The sequence below is a fragment of the Bergeyella cardium genome, assembly GCF_009914665.1.
Lineage (GTDB): Bacteria > Bacteroidota > Bacteroidia > Flavobacteriales > Weeksellaceae > Bergeyella_A > Bergeyella_A cardium.
The window spans coordinates 1,741,025-1,758,012 of sequence record NZ_CP029149.1 but is presented as its reverse complement, the minus strand read 5'-3'; the positions used below and the strand labels follow the sequence as shown (position 1 = coordinate 1,758,012).

The following is a 16,988-nucleotide window of genomic DNA, read 5'->3' as shown; positions in this document are numbered from 1 at the left end:
AACAATTAAAATAACGGCTCAGCTAACAAATCAAAAATTATGTTTCATCAATTCATTGGGAATTATTAACTTTGCTGGCATTAAAATAAAAAAACAATAATGAGCACTTTTGATAACACAGAGATTGCTTTTGCTGATAAAACCACAAAACAGCTGGAAAAAGCAAAATGGATGTTCACAATGATTCAGCACCCTACACTTACGAATATAGGGATTGATTTACTCAACTTCACCATCCGAAACAACTTCCCTCTCGTAGAAGGAATCGTAAGAGATACACTCTTTGAGCAGTTCTGCGGTGGAGAAACCCGTGAGGTAAGTATGAAAGTGGTAAATAAAATGCACACCCACCATATCGGAAGCATTTTTGACTATGCCATTGAGGGGAAGGAAGAAGAAGCTGCTTTTGACCAAACTCTAAAAGAAACAAAGGAGAACATTACTTTTGCAAAAGGTAATCCAGCTATCCCTTTCGTAGTATTTAAGCCAACAGGCTTCGGTAGATTAAACCTCTACGCAGATGTACAAAGCGGAAAAACCCTTAGCGATGCCGAGCAAGAAGAATGGCAAAAAGTAAGAAACAGATACGAAGAAATCTGCAAATTCGCCTACGAAAATGATGTAATCCTAATGGTAGATGCTGAGGAATCTTGGGCTCAAACAGCGGTAGATGATATTGTAAATGAAATGATGGCAAAATACAATAAAGAAAAAGCAATTGTATGGAATACCATCCAAATGTACAGAACAGGGAGAATAGAATACCTTGAAGAAGACCTCAAACGCGCCAATGAAGGCAACTACTTCCTCGGTTACAAATTCGTTCGTGGGGCATATATGGAGAAAGAGAGAGAAAGAGCTGCAAAAATGGGCTACCCATCTCCTATCCAGCCCAATAAAGAGGCATCTGATAAAAACTATGATGATGCTATCCACTTCGTAATGGAACACCTTGATAAAATCTCTGCCTTCTTCGGCTCTCATAACGAAGTTTCTATGAAGCTCCTTATGGACAAAATGAAAGAAAAAGGACTTGAAAACAACGACCCAAGAATCCACTTCGGACAGTTATACGGTATGAGTGATAACATCACCTATATGCTCGGGCACCTGAAATACAACGCCAGCAAATACCTCCCTTACGGTCCAGTAAAAGATGTGGTTCCTTACCTTACACGAAGAGCACAGGAAAATACTTCCGTAGCAGGGCAAACGGGACGCGAACTCTCCCTCCTGAGAAAGGAAATCCAAAGAAGAAAGAATTAAATTATCTCAACCATTCTTAAATAGGAAATCGTAAAGCCAATTGGCTTTACGATTTTTTTTGCCATAGCGCCCCCTAGCACGGCAGCCACACCGTAGCAGGGGAGGCACCCACTAGCGTGGGGAGCACCCCTTAGCAGGGGAGGCACTTAGTACAAACTAACCGCACACCGCCAACTGCCAGAAGCTAGAAGCCATCAGCCAGTTGCCATTAGCCAAAAAAGAGTACGGCACCCCGAGTGGGGTGCCGTACAAATAACAAAATACTAACAACCATAAAAACGCATTATGCACACAAGTGATAAAGTGCAAGGTTTCTATTTCTTTTTTATCATTTGAAGAACTTTATCCATCATTGATTTTTTTTGTCTATTCTTGAGCTTACTCGTTATTTAGGTTTAATAGGCTGGCTTAGCTAATGGCTATCGCCCGAGAGAGCGAGACACCCTCGCCCGAGAGGGCGAGTCACCTTCGCCCGAGAGGGCGAGGTCATCTCGCTTTTCTAATTGCCCAAGAAGGATAGCAATATATAACTTTAACAACTCTATCATAGCGAGTTAGGCAATTATCACAGGAACATTAAACACTTCTGTTCTTGGTGACTTTAGAAATACTTTGGATGTATTGCTAAACTGCGTTGTGATGCTCAGTTCATAATTGCCTGCGGGGAGCGAGGCGGGGATAAGCACCAAAAGACGAGATGGCTCATTCAGAACAGCCACAGCGTGGCAGGCACTTACTACATACCATAGCCAGTGAGGCAATTGAATAAGTGCTCCCCACGCCAGTGGGCGCCGAGGAATTCTACTTTGGTTTGAGAGATGGCTTTTCTTAGCTCTGCACCTTGATTTACATTTACATAGACGCTGTGCTTGTCCTTATCCCAAGTCTTATCGCGGAAGGCTCCCTTGATGGCTGGGCGCATTATCACGAGGCCTGTATTCACTACATAGCCTTGGAGCACGAGCTCTGTGCTCTTGCGATTAAAGCGGAAGATGATGTCTATTGCCGTCTCCTCTTTTATCTCCATACCTTCTTTTTTGAGCTCTGCTACAATCTCTGCGATGCTTACGCTCCCTACGCTTGCGGGAACGCCTACAAAATCTGATGGGTCGCTGGTAAGAGGATTGTCTCTTAGCCACGCTTTTAAAGTATTTTTCATTGTAATATGGTTTTTTGTTTATTGATTATTTAGTGTTTAGTTATTGAGCTGTTTCCAGCCAGAAGGGGTACAGCCGTGGAAATTCGTTCCGTCAAACTTTATAGTACCTCTAGTATTAGCGTTGCAGTCACCTAAGGCATTGGCTTTCATTTTTAGATCCTTCTCTAAATAAAGAAGATTACCAATAGCTACTTTACTATAAGAAGGTCCTGTTCCGGCATATATATTAGCTCCTCCTATAGCTATTATATGGGGTTCTGTTACAAAAGCACCTATAGCTATGGAGCCAGTTGCTGTAGAGGCGGTATAAGCATTAAATACAGCATAAGAACTCGACCCCTCAGCTGTACCAGATATAGCCATAGAGTTTTTCCCTTTTGCTATACCACCAAACAAAGCTTTGGAGAAGGGCCCAACTGCATAAGTATTTCTACCTATAGCTTCTGAAGATTTATCCTGTGCCTGTGCATTATCCCCTATGGCAATAGATTGCTTCCCAGTAGCCTTTGCATCAGTACCAAAAGCAAAAGACTTTTCTCCCGTAGCACCATTTTCATTACTAGGAGAAGTACTATGGCTAAAATCTATTGCGTCTTCTCCTATATCTCCATAGTTGTTTGGGTTGCGTCCTATAAGCCTCCAGCCTGAGTTGCCATTCTCGGTTAGCCTCTCTAAGCCTGTAGGTGCAATAGAAGAGCTCACAAGATCATTAAGTTTTATCCATTTGCTCTTTGAGCTATCATAGTAATAAAAACCCGGAGAAATAATTCCACTTACCCTTGGATCTGTGCCTGTGTAGATTAAATTCTCTACATAGACCATAGTAGCATTTTCTGGAGTGGTTATATTCGCTACTCTGGCTTTGGAGAGTTTAGGGATTAATAGCCCCTCATTCGTCGTAGCCGTTGCTAAGGCATTGTCTGGGTTTGGTCGGAGATCCAGAGTAGCCTTCGGCGTATCTGTGTTTATCCCTACTCTACCATCATACTGCGCACTTGCGAGAGCACTTATACTTATCAGCCCAAGTGCTTTCAATCTAAATAATAAATTCTGATGTGTCATAATTTATGTTCTACTTTATTTAATTATATCTTCTAAAAATTAGCGGTGCGTTTGGGGCATTTTGCCCGAATGGGCAAAATGCCCCAAACGCAAAAAAGCACTGAGAGGTGCGCGGGCTTTGCCCGCGCACCTCTCAGTGCTTAATAAAGATAAAGTATTTTATCTATACCTATTTAAAGAAAGATAAAAATTTACCGCATATACGCAAGTCTATGCAGCTAATTCTTATCATATTTTGTGTTTCTCTTTCCATCTTTTTCATCTAATTGCTTCGCAAAGATGAGAGTATTTATTTATTATGCAAGAGATAGATTATAAATTTTAGCCTCCAGCCAAAATCTATTGGTGAGCAATGGAAAAAGAATTCATCAGCTAGTAATAGTACTCATTACTCCAGTAAGAAATTATTTGTACATTTGGGGGCTATTTGAAAATAACCTTTATGGAAAAGAATGCAAACGATAAAATTGAGCATATAGATCTCATCTTAAAGCAGACTTGGCTTGCGGTTTCTAAAATGTATTCAGATTTGGCACAGGAGCATCATTCTACCCCTGTGCAGGCACTCACGCTCTTGAAAATAGACCCCAAATCTGGTACAAGGAGTACAAACTTGGGCCCAAAGATGGCGATAGGCCCTACATCACTTACAAGAATTATAAAATATTTAGAAGATAACGGCTATATATATAAGGAAAAGACTTCGTTTGATAAGCGGGAAGTCATCATCAAACTCACAAAAAAAGGACTCATATACAGAGATATGGCAAAGGAAATGGTAATTTCATTTAACAAAATCCTGTTAGAGAGAGTAAGCCCACACAAATTAGAAATCTTTAAAGAAGTAATGGATGAAATCTTTCACACCGCAGTAGAGCTCAACGCAAAACACGCCCAAATGAAATGAAAACCCTCAAGCGATTATTGATTGCTTCAGCCGTTATTATAGGGCTATTAGCTGCTCTTATTGTTTTCTGTAATTGGAAAATAGAAGCAGATGCTCGGGATTTTATCTCTGATGATGTCAATACGCTTCCAAAGGAGAAAGTTGCATTGGTTCTCGGGACTTCTAAAATCTTACAGAATGGATATCAAAATGCCTACTTCTACCACAGGATAGATGCAGCAGAACAGCTTTACAAAAGCGGTAAGGCAAGCTACATCATCGTAAGTGGAGATAATTCTGTAAAAGGCTACAATGAACCCGAAGATATGAAACTGGAACTCATAGCACGAGGTATCCCAGAGGAGAAAATCTATGAAGATTTCGCAGGCTTCCGCACTTTGGATTCGATTATTCGGGCAAAAGAGATATTCGGGCAGGAAGGCTTCATCATTATTTCTCAGAAATTTCATAATGAAAGAGCCGTATTTCTCGCTCGCCACTATGGAATAAACGCCTACGGATATAATGCCACCGATGTAGCTCGCTATTCAGGGCTCAAAATACAAATCCGAGAACGATTTGCCAGAGTAAAAGTCTTCATTGACCTTATCTTCGGTGTAAAACCTAAATTCGGAGGAGAGAAAATTAATATAGAACAAGAAATAAATTAAATATAATTATACGAAAGTTAAAACTATGAAAAAACTAATTTTAGCATTAGGGCTAATCTTTGCGGGGCATCAATTTAACGCTCAGGAAAAGCCAGCGGTAGATTCTACCTTCTTAAAAAACTGGATGCACTCGGATTTTGAGGCTACAGGAGTCTATGGTGTGAATACATTAAAGGCGAAGGAATTCCTGAAACAGAATAATAGAAAGCCTGTAGATATCGTGGTTGGTGTGCTAGACAGCGGCGTGGAGTATTTCCACGAGGATTTAAAGAATAATATCTGGACGAATCCGAAAGAAAAGGAGGGCAACCAAAAAGATGATGATAAAAATGGTTTCGTAGATGATATCCACGGCTGGAACTTCGTAACTGATAAAAACGGAAACAGCTATGATGACGACTCCTACGAACTCACCCGCCAGTATGCAAAACTTGAGAAACTATTCAGAGAGCAGGGGCTTCACATTAAAAATCAGAAGCTCTATAATGAATATTTAAGGCTGAAAAAAGATTATTATACCTCTATATACAGGTTTGAGCAGGTGAAGCATTTGGCACAGTCAAGGCTTGATTTCTACCAGCCGAGGTTGAAAGCATTAGCAGAGGCTCTCGGTGAGCAACCGCTCTCCAAATCTGTGGTGGATAATTTCTCCTCAGAGAATAACCTCGCTCTTGAGGGGCTGTTTATCTTCAAAGAAGTGCCACAAAAGGACTGGGAAGGCAAGACTATCTCCAATGTTATCTCCTCTTATCTCAAAAGATATCAAAGCCAGCTGGACTATGCAGAGAAGCAACTCACAAAGAGCTATGGCTTAGATTTTAATCCCAAAGCAGGCGTCATGGGCAATCACTATGGAAATAACGATGTAAAAGGGCTCTCTGATGATCACGGAACCCATGTAGCAGGGATTATCGCTGCTGAGTGGGATAATGGCAAGGGTATGCACGGAACTGGCGGTGGCAACTATGTAAAGATTATGGGCGTTCGTGTAGTTCCCGATGGTGATGAGCGAGATGAAGATATCGCTAATGGAATTAGATATGCCGTAGATAACGGAGCAAAAATCCTCAATATGTCTTTCGGAAAAAGCTATGACGATAACCATAAACTCGTAGTAGATGCCTTTAAATATGCCGAGAAAAAGAATGTACTCATCGTAAAAGCAGCAGGGAACAGTAACGAAGATATAGATGTACGAATCCACTATCCAATGACGCTGATTAATGATAAGCAGTTCAGCCCTACAACCATTACAGTAGGTGCCAGCACTCGCCACGCAGATAAATTAAAGGCAAGATTCTCCAACTATGGTAAAAAATCGGTAGATGTCTTTGCTCCCGGTATGGAAATCTACTCCTCCGTACCTGGCGTGAGCAAGTATGCTTTCTTCAATGGTACTTCTATGGCATCTCCTGCTGTGGCTGGTGTAGCAGCTTTGGTGTGGTCTCACTATCCTAAGCTATCGGCAGCAGAGATTAAGACCATTCTCGTCTCTTCTGTTAATAAAAACGACCAGCTAAAAGACCTCTCCGTCTATGGCGGTGTAGTAGATGCGTACAAAGCGGTACAAAAAGCTGAAGAACTCTACAAGAAAAAGAAACTTAAATAAGTTTTTTTGATAGAAATACAAAGCACGCTTACCTCAGATAGAGAAAGCGTGCTTTTTTTATTGGAGGAGAGACTAAAAAACAGCCTTAGCATAAGAATACTATCCTATTAATATAAACTATATTCAATCTATGGCTCTATGCCCCACCTCAAGAGGCTTGCTCCCCACGAGAAGCCAGCACCAAACGCTGTAAGAAGTATAATCTCTCCTTTCTTCATATCAGAGGCATTTTCCCACAGGCAAAGGGGAATGGTAGCAGCTATGGTATTCCCGTATTTCTCAATATTGACTACCGTTTTTTCTTCATCTATACCGATTTCCCTACCTACGGCATCTATAATCCTTTTATTTGCCTGATGAGGTACTAACCAATGTACATTTTCTACCAATAGATTATTCTTCTCTAAAACTTCAAGGCAGGCTTTGCTCATCGCTTCTATTGCGTGTTTGAAGACCACCTTACCGTCCTGTTTTATATAAGATTTCTCAGCTTCATACCCATCCGCACTGTAAGGGTATTGCGTACCTCCACCTTCTATATTCAGGTATTCTCGTCCTGTACCATTGCTGTAAAGAAGTGAGTCTATTAGTCCGAGTTCAGGCGAAGGCTCCAGCCATACTACGCCTGCACCATCACCAAAGAGAATATTGGTACTCCTGTCGTATAGATTTACATAGGTGCTGATATTGTCCGCTCCTATAACGACTACATTTTTGAACCTCCCACTCTCCACAAGGCTACTCCCCGTACTAAGTGCATAGAGAAAGCCCGAACAAGCGGCATTCATATCAAATGCAAGATGGGTTTGTATCCCAAGTTTTTCACAGATAATATTCGCTGTGGAGGGCATTGGCATATCTGGGGTAGAAGTTGCTACGATAAGGGCATCAATGCTGTGAATATCCTTTTTATACTTCTCTACAAGGGCTTCTATCGCCTTTATCGCCATATCTGATGTTGCAGAATTTTCGCTGAGTATTCTGCGTTCTTTTATCCCCGTTCTCTTAGTTATCCATTCATCGGAGGTTTCAGTTACCTGCTCCAAATCTTGGTTTGTCCTTTTATTAGGTGGCAGATAACCGCCTACCGCCGTGATTACTGCATACATTTTTTCAAGTTCTTTCGGCATGTTTAAATAAAAAAAGTCTGCAAATTTAATAGCTTTAAATGAAAAATAACAATCTATCGTAAAAATTAAGATGTTATAAATAGCTATAGGCTTTAGGCAGTAGGCTTGCCTATTAAAACTATTGGCTAACTGCCATTAGCAAAAAGCTAGCTGCCGCTTACTGCTCATAGAGTTTATTATAGAGGGCAATATATTTTTCTTTTATGTTCTTTCGTTTGAGTTTGAGGGTTGGGGTAAGCTCGCCCCCCTCTATTGACCAGATTTCTGGGGAGAGTTCTATTTTCTTTATCTGTTCCCAGTTGCCAAGGCTTGTATTTATTTTGGCTATTTCTTTTTCTATTCGGGCTTTGAGCTTAGGGTCTTGGGACATCTGCTCTGGTGTTTCACCAATGTTATAGTGCTTTATTATCGCCCAGTTTTTTGCAAAGCTAAAGTCGGGCTGTACAATGGCACAAGGCATTTTCTCGCCATCGCCCACTACCATTATTCGCTCGATAAATTTGGAAGATTTCGCAAGGTTTTCAATAATCTGAGGAGCGATGTACTTACCTCCTGAGGTTTTAAACATTTCTTTTTTACGGTCGGTAATTTTCAGGAAACCCTCTTCATCTATAAAGCCGATATCCCCTGTTTTGAAGTAACCGTCTTCTGTAAAGGCTTCTTGGGTAAGCTCTTCATTATTATAATAGCTCTTGAATATGGACTCTCCTTTTACACTGATTTCTCCATCGGGTTGAATCTTTACATCAAGGTTTTTTACTATGGGACCAACGGTACCTATTTTCATCCTGTCAAATGAATTTACGGCAACTACGGGAGAGGTTTCCGTGAGCCCATAGCCCTCCAAGATAGGTATCCCTGCATTCTGATAGATTTTATTAAGCCTTTCGGAAAGAGATGCCGAGCCAGATACGAGGGTAATAATTTCTCCGCCCAAGCCTTCTCTCCATTTTTTGAAGACTAATTTATCTGCCAATTTCTCTTTTATTCCTTTTGGTTTTCCTATGCCTTTTTTATTTTCAGCAACACGGATTGCCCAGTGGAATATTTTAGATTTCAGCCCACCATTTGCCGTTCCTTTTTGGTAGATTTTGTCATACACTTTCTCCAAAACTCGTGGTACAACGGTCATATAATGCGGTTTTACTTCCTTGATATTCTCTCCGAGTTTATCAAAGCTCTCAGCAAAGTAAAAGGAGAAGCCCCTGCACTGGAAGAAGTAGAAGAGCATTCGCTCGAAGATATGGCATATAGGCAGGAAGCTGAGCACTCTTGTGTTTTTGTAGGAGAGCCCTTTTCGTATCGGGGTGATGTTATAGCAGCCCTCTATATTGGCAATAATATTTCTGTGGGTGAGCATTACCCCTTTTGGGCGCCCCGTAGTTCCTGAGGTATAGATGAGCGTTGCCAAATCCTCAGCTCTGATAGCATTAGAGAGGTCCTCCACTTCATTCTGGGTAGCCTCGCTTTCGCCGAGGTCTATTATCTCTATCCAGTTGGCCGCACCTTCTACCTCCTCAAAAGTAAAAATTCCCTGCAAGCTGGGTACTTTTGCTTTAATTTCTTCTACTTTTTGGAGGAGTTTTTTATCGGATACGAAGCAGTATTTTATCTCTGCATCGTTGAAAATAAATTCGTAATCTGCTGGTGAAATGGTAGGATACACGGGCACTGTGATTACACCGATTTGCAATGCTCCGAAATCTACCGCCGCCCATTCTGTACAGGTTGCAGAGGTAATGAGGGAGATTTTATCCCCAGGGCTAATGCCCAGTTTCAGCAGACCTCTTGAGAACTTATTGCCAAGGCTTATAAACTCTGCTGTGGAGGTTTTCTCCCATTTGCCGTTTCTTTTTGTGGCAAACATATCCGCTTTCGGGAAGTTTTCAGCGTAGTTTCTGGCGATGTCAAACAGTCTTTCTATCTTCATTATACAGTTATCTTGATTTTAAGCGCCCAAAAGTACTGAAATATTTTTTTCCACTGGCGTGGGGAGCATCCACTGCGTGGAGAGCACTTAGAAATAATTGCCTCACCGGCTACGGTGCCGGTGAGGCAATTATTAAAAGAAAAAAGCAATTAGCCATTAACCCAATATGATAAAAATCTTGTTTTATCTATAAAATAAAAATATTTACATTTGACGCCTGAAAAAAGAAGCTAAACTCACTTGAAAACGAAACATAGAATTAACAGGTATGATTAAGAGATATAAGGCGTCTACCCCCCCCCCATTAATTCATTAATAAACAGCGCAAAAACCGGCCATCACCAACATAATGGACGAATTTCATCTATGGATGAAGTTCGTCCATTTTTGCGTGGTTTCTGTTCGTTTAATATTCATACCCTATTTGAAAATAACATTAAAATTATATAAATGAAAAAAGCAATTTTATTGGGGCTATTAGCCCTATCGGTAAGTGCAGGAGCGTATGTAGTATCCTCACGCATAGAAACAGAAGGAAGAAGGTGCAACCCAAATGGCATTTGCAAAGCCTGCAAAAATTGTAGTGCTTGTAAGCATTGCCACGAAAGAGGGGGAAAATGTAGCGTATGTAGATAAATTAAATAACTAAATAAATAGTATATGGATTTAAAATTAAAAAATCATTTAGTGAATTTGTATTTCCTTGCATTAAGCGATGGGAACTTTGCTCCTGAGGAAATGAATGTAATTTTAGAAATAGCCAATGAAAAAGGCATTTCTAAAGAAGAATTTGAGAGTATTATTACCAATCCAATGATGGAGATTACTTTTCCTGAAAATTTTATAGAAAAGGTAAAACTCCTCTATGATTTTGTAAGAGTAGTCTTAGCCGATGGTATTATTGAGGCTGATGAAAAGCAATCTTTCCTTAAATTCTGTGAGAGATTCCAAATAGAGCAAGATGCGGGGGAAGAGCTCTTTGAATGGTTAGTAGAATTAGCCAAACAGAACCTCCCATCTACAAAAATAAATGAAGAAATAGAAAAATTAATACAATAATTATGGCACTAGAAAAATTAAAGGATTTATTGAAGAAAAATGTACCACAAACAGAAGCTCCCAAAGTAGTTTCTGAACGGGCACCTGAAATAAAAAGAGAGGAAGAAGACACCTCTTTTGGTAAAACAGAGACGCAAAGCTATGAAGACTGGGGCTTTGAATCTGCAAAAAAGCAAAACGGAAATAAACTGGCTTTTACAGGATTTTGGAGCTTAGTAAAAGAATACTACCGTAAAATTGAAATCTTAAAACAGTATGGAGATAACAAAGATGCCCAAAAAGCGGAAGTAGAGCTAAGCAAAAAAGAAAGAGAAATAGAGCAAAAGCAATCTATAATATCAGGAATTAAAGATAAAATACAAGTACTGAAAGAGAAGATTGATAATCTTAAAAAAGATATTATAAGAATTAAGGAAAACCCAGAGACCATACTCCCTGACAAAGCCAGCAAATTAGGATTTATTATTGGCTGTACCATCTTGGCTTTCCTTACAATATATCTGTTTGTGTTCTATAGTTCTGCTGCTTACTCAGCAATGTTTAAGGAATTTACTATTGATGAGTTAGGAGTGGCAAGTTCTATTTTTGACCCTAAAGCTGTAGAGATGGCTTTCAAAGAGGGAGCTGAAGCACCAGTTTATATCCTTACTCTTCCATTTGTATTTTTAGGTTTAGGATATCTTATCCATAAATTCCAAGAAGCAGAAGGCAATGCAAAATATTTTAAGATTGCTTTCCTTATTGCTATTACCTTTGCTTTTGATGCTCTCCTTGCATACCATATTACCAAAAAAATATATGATATACTTAAGGAAAATAAATTCCAAGATATGCCAGAATATAGTATACCAATGGCTATTAGTGATGGCAATTTTTGGCTTATCATTTTTGCAGGGTTTGTGGTATATATTATCTGGGGATTTGTGTTTGACCTTACTATGGAAGCTTATGATAAACTTAATATAGTAGCATTAGCTATAAAAGCAAAAGAAAGTGAAATAAGAATAATAGAAGATGATGTAGATAAACACAATAAAGAAATAGATACTATTAATGAACATATACATAAAGTAGAACTGGAAGTTATAGACCTCAAAAAGATTGTAAATGGAGAAGTCTTCAAAATCAATTGGAATAGATTCTACCAGTGCGTTGGCGAATTTACAACGGGATGGACGCACTGGATGACTGCCAATAAAAAAGAAACTGCTCTTATAGATGATATCCACAAACAAAATGAAAATCTAGTAGAAGAACATAAAAAATCAATATTAGCTATAGAACAAGAAAAAAAATAAAGACAAATGAAAAGAATAATACACATCTTATTAGCAACGGCTCTATTAGCCGTTACCTCTTGTAGTAAAGACGAAAAAAAAGAATCAGGAGCATCTACCGCTATTTCTGAGCAGGACAAGCAGCTTAATATCACCGTGCTTTTAGACCTATCCGACAGAATAGACCCAGAAGTAGTACCAGAAAAACCCGAGCATTACCAAAGAGATATAGCGGTTATTAATGAGCTTATTTCCATCTTCAAAAAAGATATGGATGCAAAAGGAGGACATAGGTCAAAAGGAAAATTTAAAGTAATCTCCAGCCCTAATCCACAAGACCCCAACATCAATAAAATAGCTTCCGAACTCAATGTTGATTTATCTCAAATGGAGATTAAAGAAAAGAAAAAAGTCTTTGATGAAATCAGTGATAAGTTTAGAAAAAACTTAGAGAGCATCTATACCACTACAATCAAAAATAAGCAGTATATAGGCTCAGATATCTGGCGATTTTTCAAAAATGATGTGAAAGACTATTGCGTATCCGATGATAAAAACTATAAAAATATCTTAGTAATCCTTACCGATGGCTATATCTACCACGAAGACTCAAAAGAAATAAGTGGCAATAGAAGTAGCTATTTATTACCATCCATCATACAACAGCACAATTTAAGAGCACCCGATTGGAAAGACAAAATGCAAAAAGGAGATATAGGGTTTATAACTCCTCGTAATGATTTAGAAGATTTGCAGATATTGGTATTAGAGGTAACGCCGTCTAAAGCCAACTTAGCCGATGAAGATATCATTAAAGAATACTTCAATAAGTGGTTTAAAGAAATGAAAGTAAAAAAATATGAAATCTATAACACCGACTTACCCGAACATACCAAAATACGAATAGAAAAGTTCTTCAAATAACACTCCCCAGCAGCCATCCTAACAGATGGCTGCTCCCTTATCCCCCCCCCACACCTTGCAGGTAATGCTCTTACCCACACCTTGCAGGTGATGCTCTTACCCACTGCGTGGGGATTATACCATAGCCAGTGGGTATTTTAGCTAAAAGCTAGGAGCTAATTAAACTAAAAAAAGAGGCAATGCCTCCTAAAATTGACCCCACAGGGTCTGAAATTGACCCCCACAGAGGGGGGGCCTTCCAATTAGGGATAATAAAAGAAGCAATGCCTCCCCCTTCCAATTAGGGATAATAAAAGAGGCAATGCCTCCCCCATAGGGTAACAGGCAGTAAGCCTAACCATACACTACTTACTGCCTACTGCTTACTGCCTACTGCCAAAAGCTAATCGCCAGTAGTCAATTTATTTTCTATTTTTGCCTTCAAAATAGAGGGTTTTGACAAAGATTTTATTACTTTCAGATACGCATTCTTATATGGACAGCAGGATTTTGTCCTATGCCAAAGAAGCCGATGAGGTTTGGCATTGTGGGGACTTTGGTTCTATGCAGGTGGTAGAGGCTATAGAGGAGCTAAAACCCCTGAGAGGCGTCTATGGGAATATTGATGGCGCACAGATTCGGGCAGTTTTCCCAGAAGTCAGCCGCTTCACCTGCGAGGGCGTAGAAGTTCTAATGATACACATCGGGGGCTATCCTGATAAATACTCGCCATTGGCAAAGGAAGAAATCACTAAAAAGCCCCCTCGCCTCTTCATCTCTGGGCATTCTCACATCTTAAAAGCGATGTATGATAAGAAATTTGGCTTACTTCACCTCAACCCTGGTGCTGCAGGAAAATCGGGCTGGCACAAAGTACGCACAATGATGAGATTTACCATAGACGGTACAGAGATAAAAGATTTGGAAGTAATAGAACTCGGAACTAAATAAACAACAATGAATATAGGCGATAAAATTTCGGTGGTAGATGAAGATTTAAAAGGCATAATAACCTCCATAAACGGCGATAGTGTAGCTTTTGAGGATGAATTTGGCTTTAGCCATCAGTATCCAAAGTCCAAACTCGTGCTCCATCAGTCGGAAATCTATGAGAACATCAAGATGCAGGACAAGTACGAATACACAAGACCCAAATCTAAAAAGCACTCGACAAATCACCTCATCTTAGACCTTCATTTTAATAAACTAGTGAGCCATCCGAATGACTACAACAGCTTTGAAAGGCTCTTTCTACAAAAGGAAAAACTTATGGATTCGCTGGACTTCTGCCGAGAGAACAGAATAAAACGCTTAGAAATCATCCACGGGATAGGCGACGGCACGCTACAAAAAATGGTACATAACACCCTGCAATCTCAGGTGGGAATTGATTTCTATAATAAAGACATCCTCCATCATCAGACAGGAGCGGTTATCGTCGAGTTTCATCATTCAATCTAAACTAATGCCTATGGAAATGCTTCGGAAAGGCATCTTCTGGTTTCATCCGCAGAAGATTCAGCTTTAGCCAAGATTCTAAAAAGCCCCAACCGTAGGAAAACATCTGTATATAAGACGAAACTACCGACAGCCCTGCAATGCTAAGATTCCTGCTCACCACCAGCGAGTGGAAGAAAATCACAAAAGTATAAAGCCCATAGACCGCGAGGAACAGTCCCCGGCCCAGTAGAAAATACTCCCACACCCCCAGCACATAACCGATAAGGAAGAAGCTCGGGAAAGCAAACGATAGCTTCACATACTTCGGATGCCTTTGGTTGAGGATGGGTCTCGCACATCCGAACTGATACACTTGCCGTGAGAATTTTCCAAAATCCGTCCGCCTCTTGTGATAAACCGCAATATCATCAAAGAATGCCGTCTTAAACCCCTGCTCCCAAAGCCTCATAGAGAGGTCAGGGTCCTCACCTATCCGCATCTCGGAGAAGCCTCCTACTGTGCAAAACACCTCCTTCTTCACTCCCATATTAAAACTTCGAGGTTGGAATTTAGACACCGACTTCCTACTCCCACGAATACCCCCAGTGGTAAAAACCGAAGTCATAGAATATGAAATCGCTTTCTGCATCAGATTAAACCCTCGATGTGCCTTATCTGCCCCTCCAAAAGCATCGCAATCGGTATTCTGTATGTTCTTTTTTATGTTGGCAATATAGTCCTTCTCGGTGATTACATCTGAATCCACAAAGACTAACCACTCATTCTTCGCCTTATTTGCGCCGTAGTTTCTGGACAGTCCTGGTCCCGAATTCTCCTTTCGGTAGAAGTGGATATCCAGCTGCTCACGAAACAGCTCTACTGTGGGTTGCAGGCTTATCTGCGAGCCATCATCTACTACAATAACCTCAAAATCTTTATCCGTTTGGAAAGACAAGGACTGAAGCAGCTCAAAAAGCTCATTCTTCCTATTATATATAGCAATGATGATGGATATACTCGGGCTCATTCTCTGATTTTTTTGAATGGCGCAAAGATAGCAATTTGGCTTCTAGCTTTTGGCTTTTAGCAGTGGGTGGATAGAAAAGCGAGATGGTCTCGCTCTCTCGGACGAGCGCCGTAGCCGGCAAGGCACTTAACCTCATAAAAAAATACAGACTTTAAAGGGCTGTATTTTTTTTTTGCTTTTAGCTAATTGCCAGAAGCCAAAAGCTATTAGCTACTAATTATATCTTGATAGACGAAATTCTCACCGAGGTAGGCTTCGCGCACTTGCGGGTCATCTGCCAAATCCTGAGGCAGACCTTCTTTTAGAATTCTCCCTTCAAACATTATATAGGTCTTGTGGGTAATGGCAAGGGTTTGCTGTACATTATGGTCGGTGATGAGGATTCCGATATTCTTTTTGGTAAGGCTACGCACGATTTTCTGTATATCTTCCACAGCAATGGGGTCTACCCCTGCAAAAGGCTCATCGAGGAGGATGAAGCTCGGGTCGGTAGCGAGGCAACGGGCAATTTCGGTTCTACGCCTTTCGCCACCAGAGAGGAGGTCTCCCCTGTTTCTTCGGACATGGTTGAGGGAAAACTCTTCTATCAGCTCATCGCACTTCTCTCGTTGCTGTTTTTTGGAGAGCTTGGTAAGCTGTAAAACGCCCATTAAATTTTCCTCTACGGTGAGCTTTCTAAATACGGAGGCTTCCTGAGCAAGGTAGCCTATGCCTTTCTGTGCTCTGCGGTACATTGCATCTGTGGTGATGTTTTGCTCATCTAGAAAGATATTCCCCGATGTGGGTTTTACCAGCCCTACAATCATATAAAAAGTAGTGGTTTTGCCTGCTCCATTAGGCCCGAGCAATCCTACGATTTGCCCTTGTTCTACCTCTATGGATACGCCTTTCACTACTTTCTTTGGTCCGTATTCTTTTATTAAATTCTCTCCTCTCAAAATCATAGAGGCAAATATAAATTATTTTTTTACATACTAAAAGTTAGCCCAAAAACTGTATTTTTGCCCAATGTTTAAAAAATTAGCATTAATACCTTTATCTATGGCGGTGGCCGGCTGTACCCAAGATACAATGCCCAAGCCGTACGGAGAGCTAAGACTGGAGTATCCAAAGGCAGAATACAAGACATTTGATTCGCCGTGTGGATATCGCTTTGAGTACTCCAATTTTGCAAAGGTAGAACAGGCTAAGCAGGACTGCTGGTATCATATCAATTACCCAAAAATGAAGGCAAAGATTTTCATTACCTATTTCCCTATAAAGAATGATTTTGACCTTCATATAAAAGAAGCCGAGAAAATGGTTTATGAGCATACCATTAAAGCCTCTGCCATAGAGACTAAATCTTTTGAGTATCCAGAGAAAAGAGTCTTTGGAAATTTTTATGAGCTCAAGGGGCATTCAGCATCTAATATTCAGTTTTATGTAACCGATAGTACCAGACACTTCGTAACTGCAAATCTTTACTTTAATACCCGACCAAAGCCCGACTCCTTAGCTCCTGCAATAGATTATATAAAAAAGGATATGCTGAGGATGCTCGATACTTTTGAATGGAAAAAATAAGAT

Annotated in this window: 17 protein-coding genes and 1 pseudogene; 11 read left to right on the top strand and 7 right to left on the bottom strand. The window is 40.2% G+C overall.

Annotated features, from left to right (window positions below; genetic code table 11):
• Positions 1-99 precede the first annotated feature (99 nt).
• On the top strand, positions 100-1,266 hold the full coding sequence (locus DBX24_RS08050; protein WP_120489138.1) for a proline dehydrogenase family protein: 1,167 nt from the start codon (positions 100-102) through the stop codon (positions 1,264-1,266).
• A gap of 419 nt (positions 1,267-1,685) precedes the next feature.
• Here the strand turns inward: DBX24_RS08050 and DBX24_RS09465 are convergent, their stop codons facing one another.
• The 3 genes and pseudogenes from DBX24_RS09465 to DBX24_RS08035 all read right to left on the bottom strand — a co-directional run bounded on the left by DBX24_RS09465 (position 1,686) and on the right by DBX24_RS08035 (position 3,487).
• Entirely contained in the window at positions 1,686-1,814 is a 129-nt protein-coding gene (locus DBX24_RS09465) for a hypothetical protein (protein ID WP_260392812.1), read from the bottom strand.
• 6 nt (positions 1,815-1,820) lie between these two features.
• Positions 1,821-2,425, bottom strand: a pseudogene (locus DBX24_RS08040) (DNA-binding domain-containing protein).
• 36 nt (positions 2,426-2,461) lie between these two features.
• Positions 2,462-3,487: a phage tail-like protein gene (locus DBX24_RS08035; RefSeq protein WP_160224528.1), complete on the bottom strand. Its 1,026-nt coding sequence runs from the start codon at positions 3,485-3,487 to the stop codon at positions 2,462-2,464.
• Between the two features lie 442 nt (positions 3,488-3,929).
• Here DBX24_RS08035 and DBX24_RS08030 point away from each other — a divergent pair, with 442 nt between their 5' ends.
• The 3 genes from DBX24_RS08030 to DBX24_RS08020 are packed head-to-tail and all read left to right on the top strand — an operon-like array spanning position 3,930 to position 6,653.
• Entirely contained in the window at positions 3,930-4,394 is a 465-nt protein-coding gene (locus DBX24_RS08030) for a MarR family winged helix-turn-helix transcriptional regulator (protein ID WP_160224527.1), read from the top strand.
• Positions 4,391-5,044, top strand: coding sequence for a SanA/YdcF family protein (locus tag DBX24_RS08025; protein ID WP_160224526.1), 654 nt, complete (start codon positions 4,391-4,393; stop codon positions 5,042-5,044). Before DBX24_RS08030 ends, DBX24_RS08025 begins: the two co-directional genes overlap by 4 nt.
• Positions 5,045-5,069: 25 nt before the next feature.
• Entirely contained in the window at positions 5,070-6,653 is a 1,584-nt protein-coding gene (locus DBX24_RS08020) for a S8 family serine peptidase (protein ID WP_160224525.1), read from the top strand.
• A gap of 128 nt (positions 6,654-6,781) precedes the next feature.
• Here DBX24_RS08020 and DBX24_RS08015 read toward each other — a convergent pair whose 3' ends face one another.
• Both DBX24_RS08015 and DBX24_RS08010 read right to left on the bottom strand, forming a co-directional pair.
• Complete coding sequence (locus tag DBX24_RS08015) at positions 6,782-7,762, bottom strand: beta-ketoacyl-ACP synthase III (protein ID WP_260392810.1); 981 nt, start codon at positions 7,760-7,762, stop codon at positions 6,782-6,784.
• A gap of 178 nt (positions 7,763-7,940) precedes the next feature.
• Positions 7,941-9,713, bottom strand: coding sequence for an AMP-dependent synthetase/ligase (locus tag DBX24_RS08010; protein ID WP_160224523.1), 1,773 nt, complete (start codon positions 9,711-9,713; stop codon positions 7,941-7,943).
• A 450-nt stretch (positions 9,714-10,163) separates the two neighbouring features.
• On the opposite strand from DBX24_RS08010, the gene DBX24_RS08005 reads away from it, so the two are divergent.
• The 6 genes from DBX24_RS08005 to DBX24_RS07980 all read left to right on the top strand — a co-directional run bounded on the left by DBX24_RS08005 (position 10,164) and on the right by DBX24_RS07980 (position 14,413).
• The gene (locus DBX24_RS08005; protein ID WP_160224522.1) at positions 10,164-10,349 is read left to right on the top strand and encodes a hypothetical protein; all 186 of its coding nucleotides are present in this window, start codon (positions 10,164-10,166) and stop codon (positions 10,347-10,349) included.
• A 24-nt stretch (positions 10,350-10,373) separates the two neighbouring features.
• Positions 10,374-10,772 (top strand): co-chaperone DjlA, encoded by a 399-nt coding sequence (locus tag DBX24_RS08000; RefSeq protein ID WP_160224521.1) that lies wholly within the window; start codon positions 10,374-10,376, stop codon positions 10,770-10,772.
• Positions 10,773-10,774: 2 nt separating this feature from the next.
• Positions 10,775-12,070, top strand: a complete 1,296-nt coding sequence (locus tag DBX24_RS07995) for a hypothetical protein (RefSeq protein ID WP_120489148.1) — start codon at positions 10,775-10,777, stop codon at positions 12,068-12,070.
• Positions 12,071-12,076: 6 nt separating this feature from the next.
• On the top strand, positions 12,077-12,973 hold the full coding sequence (locus tag DBX24_RS07990) for a hypothetical protein (protein ID WP_160224520.1): 897 nt from the start codon (positions 12,077-12,079) through the stop codon (positions 12,971-12,973).
• Positions 12,974-13,408: 435 nt separating this feature from the next.
• Positions 13,409-13,903: a metallophosphoesterase family protein gene (locus tag DBX24_RS07985; RefSeq protein ID WP_160224519.1), complete on the top strand. Its 495-nt coding sequence runs from the start codon at positions 13,409-13,411 to the stop codon at positions 13,901-13,903.
• A 6-nt stretch (positions 13,904-13,909) separates the two neighbouring features.
• On the top strand, positions 13,910-14,413 hold the full coding sequence (locus DBX24_RS07980) for a Smr/MutS family protein (RefSeq protein ID WP_120489151.1): 504 nt from the start codon (positions 13,910-13,912) through the stop codon (positions 14,411-14,413).
• A 1-nt stretch (position 14,414) separates the two neighbouring features.
• On the opposite strand, the gene DBX24_RS07975 is transcribed toward DBX24_RS07980, so the two are convergent.
• Together DBX24_RS07975 and lptB are read right to left on the bottom strand one after the other, a co-directional pair.
• The gene (locus DBX24_RS07975) at positions 14,415-15,419 is read right to left on the bottom strand and encodes a glycosyltransferase family 2 protein (protein ID WP_160224518.1); all 1,005 of its coding nucleotides are present in this window, start codon (positions 15,417-15,419) and stop codon (positions 14,415-14,417) included.
• A gap of 206 nt (positions 15,420-15,625) precedes the next feature.
• The gene (gene lptB, locus DBX24_RS07970) at positions 15,626-16,363 is read right to left on the bottom strand and encodes an LPS export ABC transporter ATP-binding protein (RefSeq protein ID WP_120489153.1); all 738 of its coding nucleotides are present in this window, start codon (positions 16,361-16,363) and stop codon (positions 15,626-15,628) included.
• A 64-nt stretch (positions 16,364-16,427) separates the two neighbouring features.
• Here lptB and gldD point away from each other — a divergent pair, with 64 nt between their 5' ends.
• Entirely contained in the window at positions 16,428-16,985 is a 558-nt protein-coding gene (gene gldD / locus DBX24_RS07965) for a gliding motility lipoprotein GldD (protein ID WP_160224517.1), read from the top strand.
• Positions 16,986-16,988 lie beyond the last annotated feature (3 nt).

Bases quoted from the DNA above. Each gene is read 5' to 3' on its own strand.
- DBX24_RS08025 (WP_160224526.1), top strand. From the start codon at position 4,391: ATGAAAACCCTCAAGCGATTATTGATTGCTTCAGCCGTTATTATAGGG.
- DBX24_RS08010 (WP_160224523.1), bottom strand. From the start codon at position 9,713: ATGAAGATAGAAAGACTGTTTGACATCGCCAGAAACTACGCTGAAAAC.
- DBX24_RS07995 (WP_120489148.1), top strand. From the start codon at position 10,775: ATGGCACTAGAAAAATTAAAGGATTTATTGAAGAAAAATGTACCACAA.
- DBX24_RS08020 (WP_160224525.1), top strand. From the start codon at position 5,070: ATGAAAAAACTAATTTTAGCATTAGGGCTAATCTTTGCGGGGCATCAA.
- DBX24_RS08005 (WP_160224522.1), top strand. From the start codon at position 10,164: ATGAAAAAAGCAATTTTATTGGGGCTATTAGCCCTATCGGTAAGTGCA.
- DBX24_RS09465 (WP_260392812.1), bottom strand. From the start codon at position 1,814: ATGATAGAGTTGTTAAAGTTATATATTGCTATCCTTCTTGGGCAATTA.
- DBX24_RS07980 (WP_120489151.1), top strand. From the start codon at position 13,910: ATGAATATAGGCGATAAAATTTCGGTGGTAGATGAAGATTTAAAAGGC.
- DBX24_RS07990 (WP_160224520.1), top strand. From the start codon at position 12,077: ATGAAAAGAATAATACACATCTTATTAGCAACGGCTCTATTAGCCGTT.
- DBX24_RS08015 (WP_260392810.1), bottom strand. From the start codon at position 7,762: ATGTATGCAGTAATCACGGCGGTAGGCGGTTATCTGCCACCTAATAAA.
- lptB (WP_120489153.1), bottom strand. From the start codon at position 16,363: ATGATTTTGAGAGGAGAGAATTTAATAAAAGAATACGGACCAAAGAAA.
- gldD (WP_160224517.1), top strand. From the start codon at position 16,428: ATGTTTAAAAAATTAGCATTAATACCTTTATCTATGGCGGTGGCCGGC.
- DBX24_RS08000 (WP_160224521.1), top strand. From the start codon at position 10,374: ATGGATTTAAAATTAAAAAATCATTTAGTGAATTTGTATTTCCTTGCA.
- DBX24_RS08030 (WP_160224527.1), top strand. From the start codon at position 3,930: ATGGAAAAGAATGCAAACGATAAAATTGAGCATATAGATCTCATCTTA.
- DBX24_RS08035 (WP_160224528.1), bottom strand. From the start codon at position 3,487: ATGACACATCAGAATTTATTATTTAGATTGAAAGCACTTGGGCTGATA.
- DBX24_RS08050 (WP_120489138.1), top strand. From the start codon at position 100: ATGAGCACTTTTGATAACACAGAGATTGCTTTTGCTGATAAAACCACA.
- DBX24_RS07975 (WP_160224518.1), bottom strand. From the start codon at position 15,419: ATGAGCCCGAGTATATCCATCATCATTGCTATATATAATAGGAAGAAT.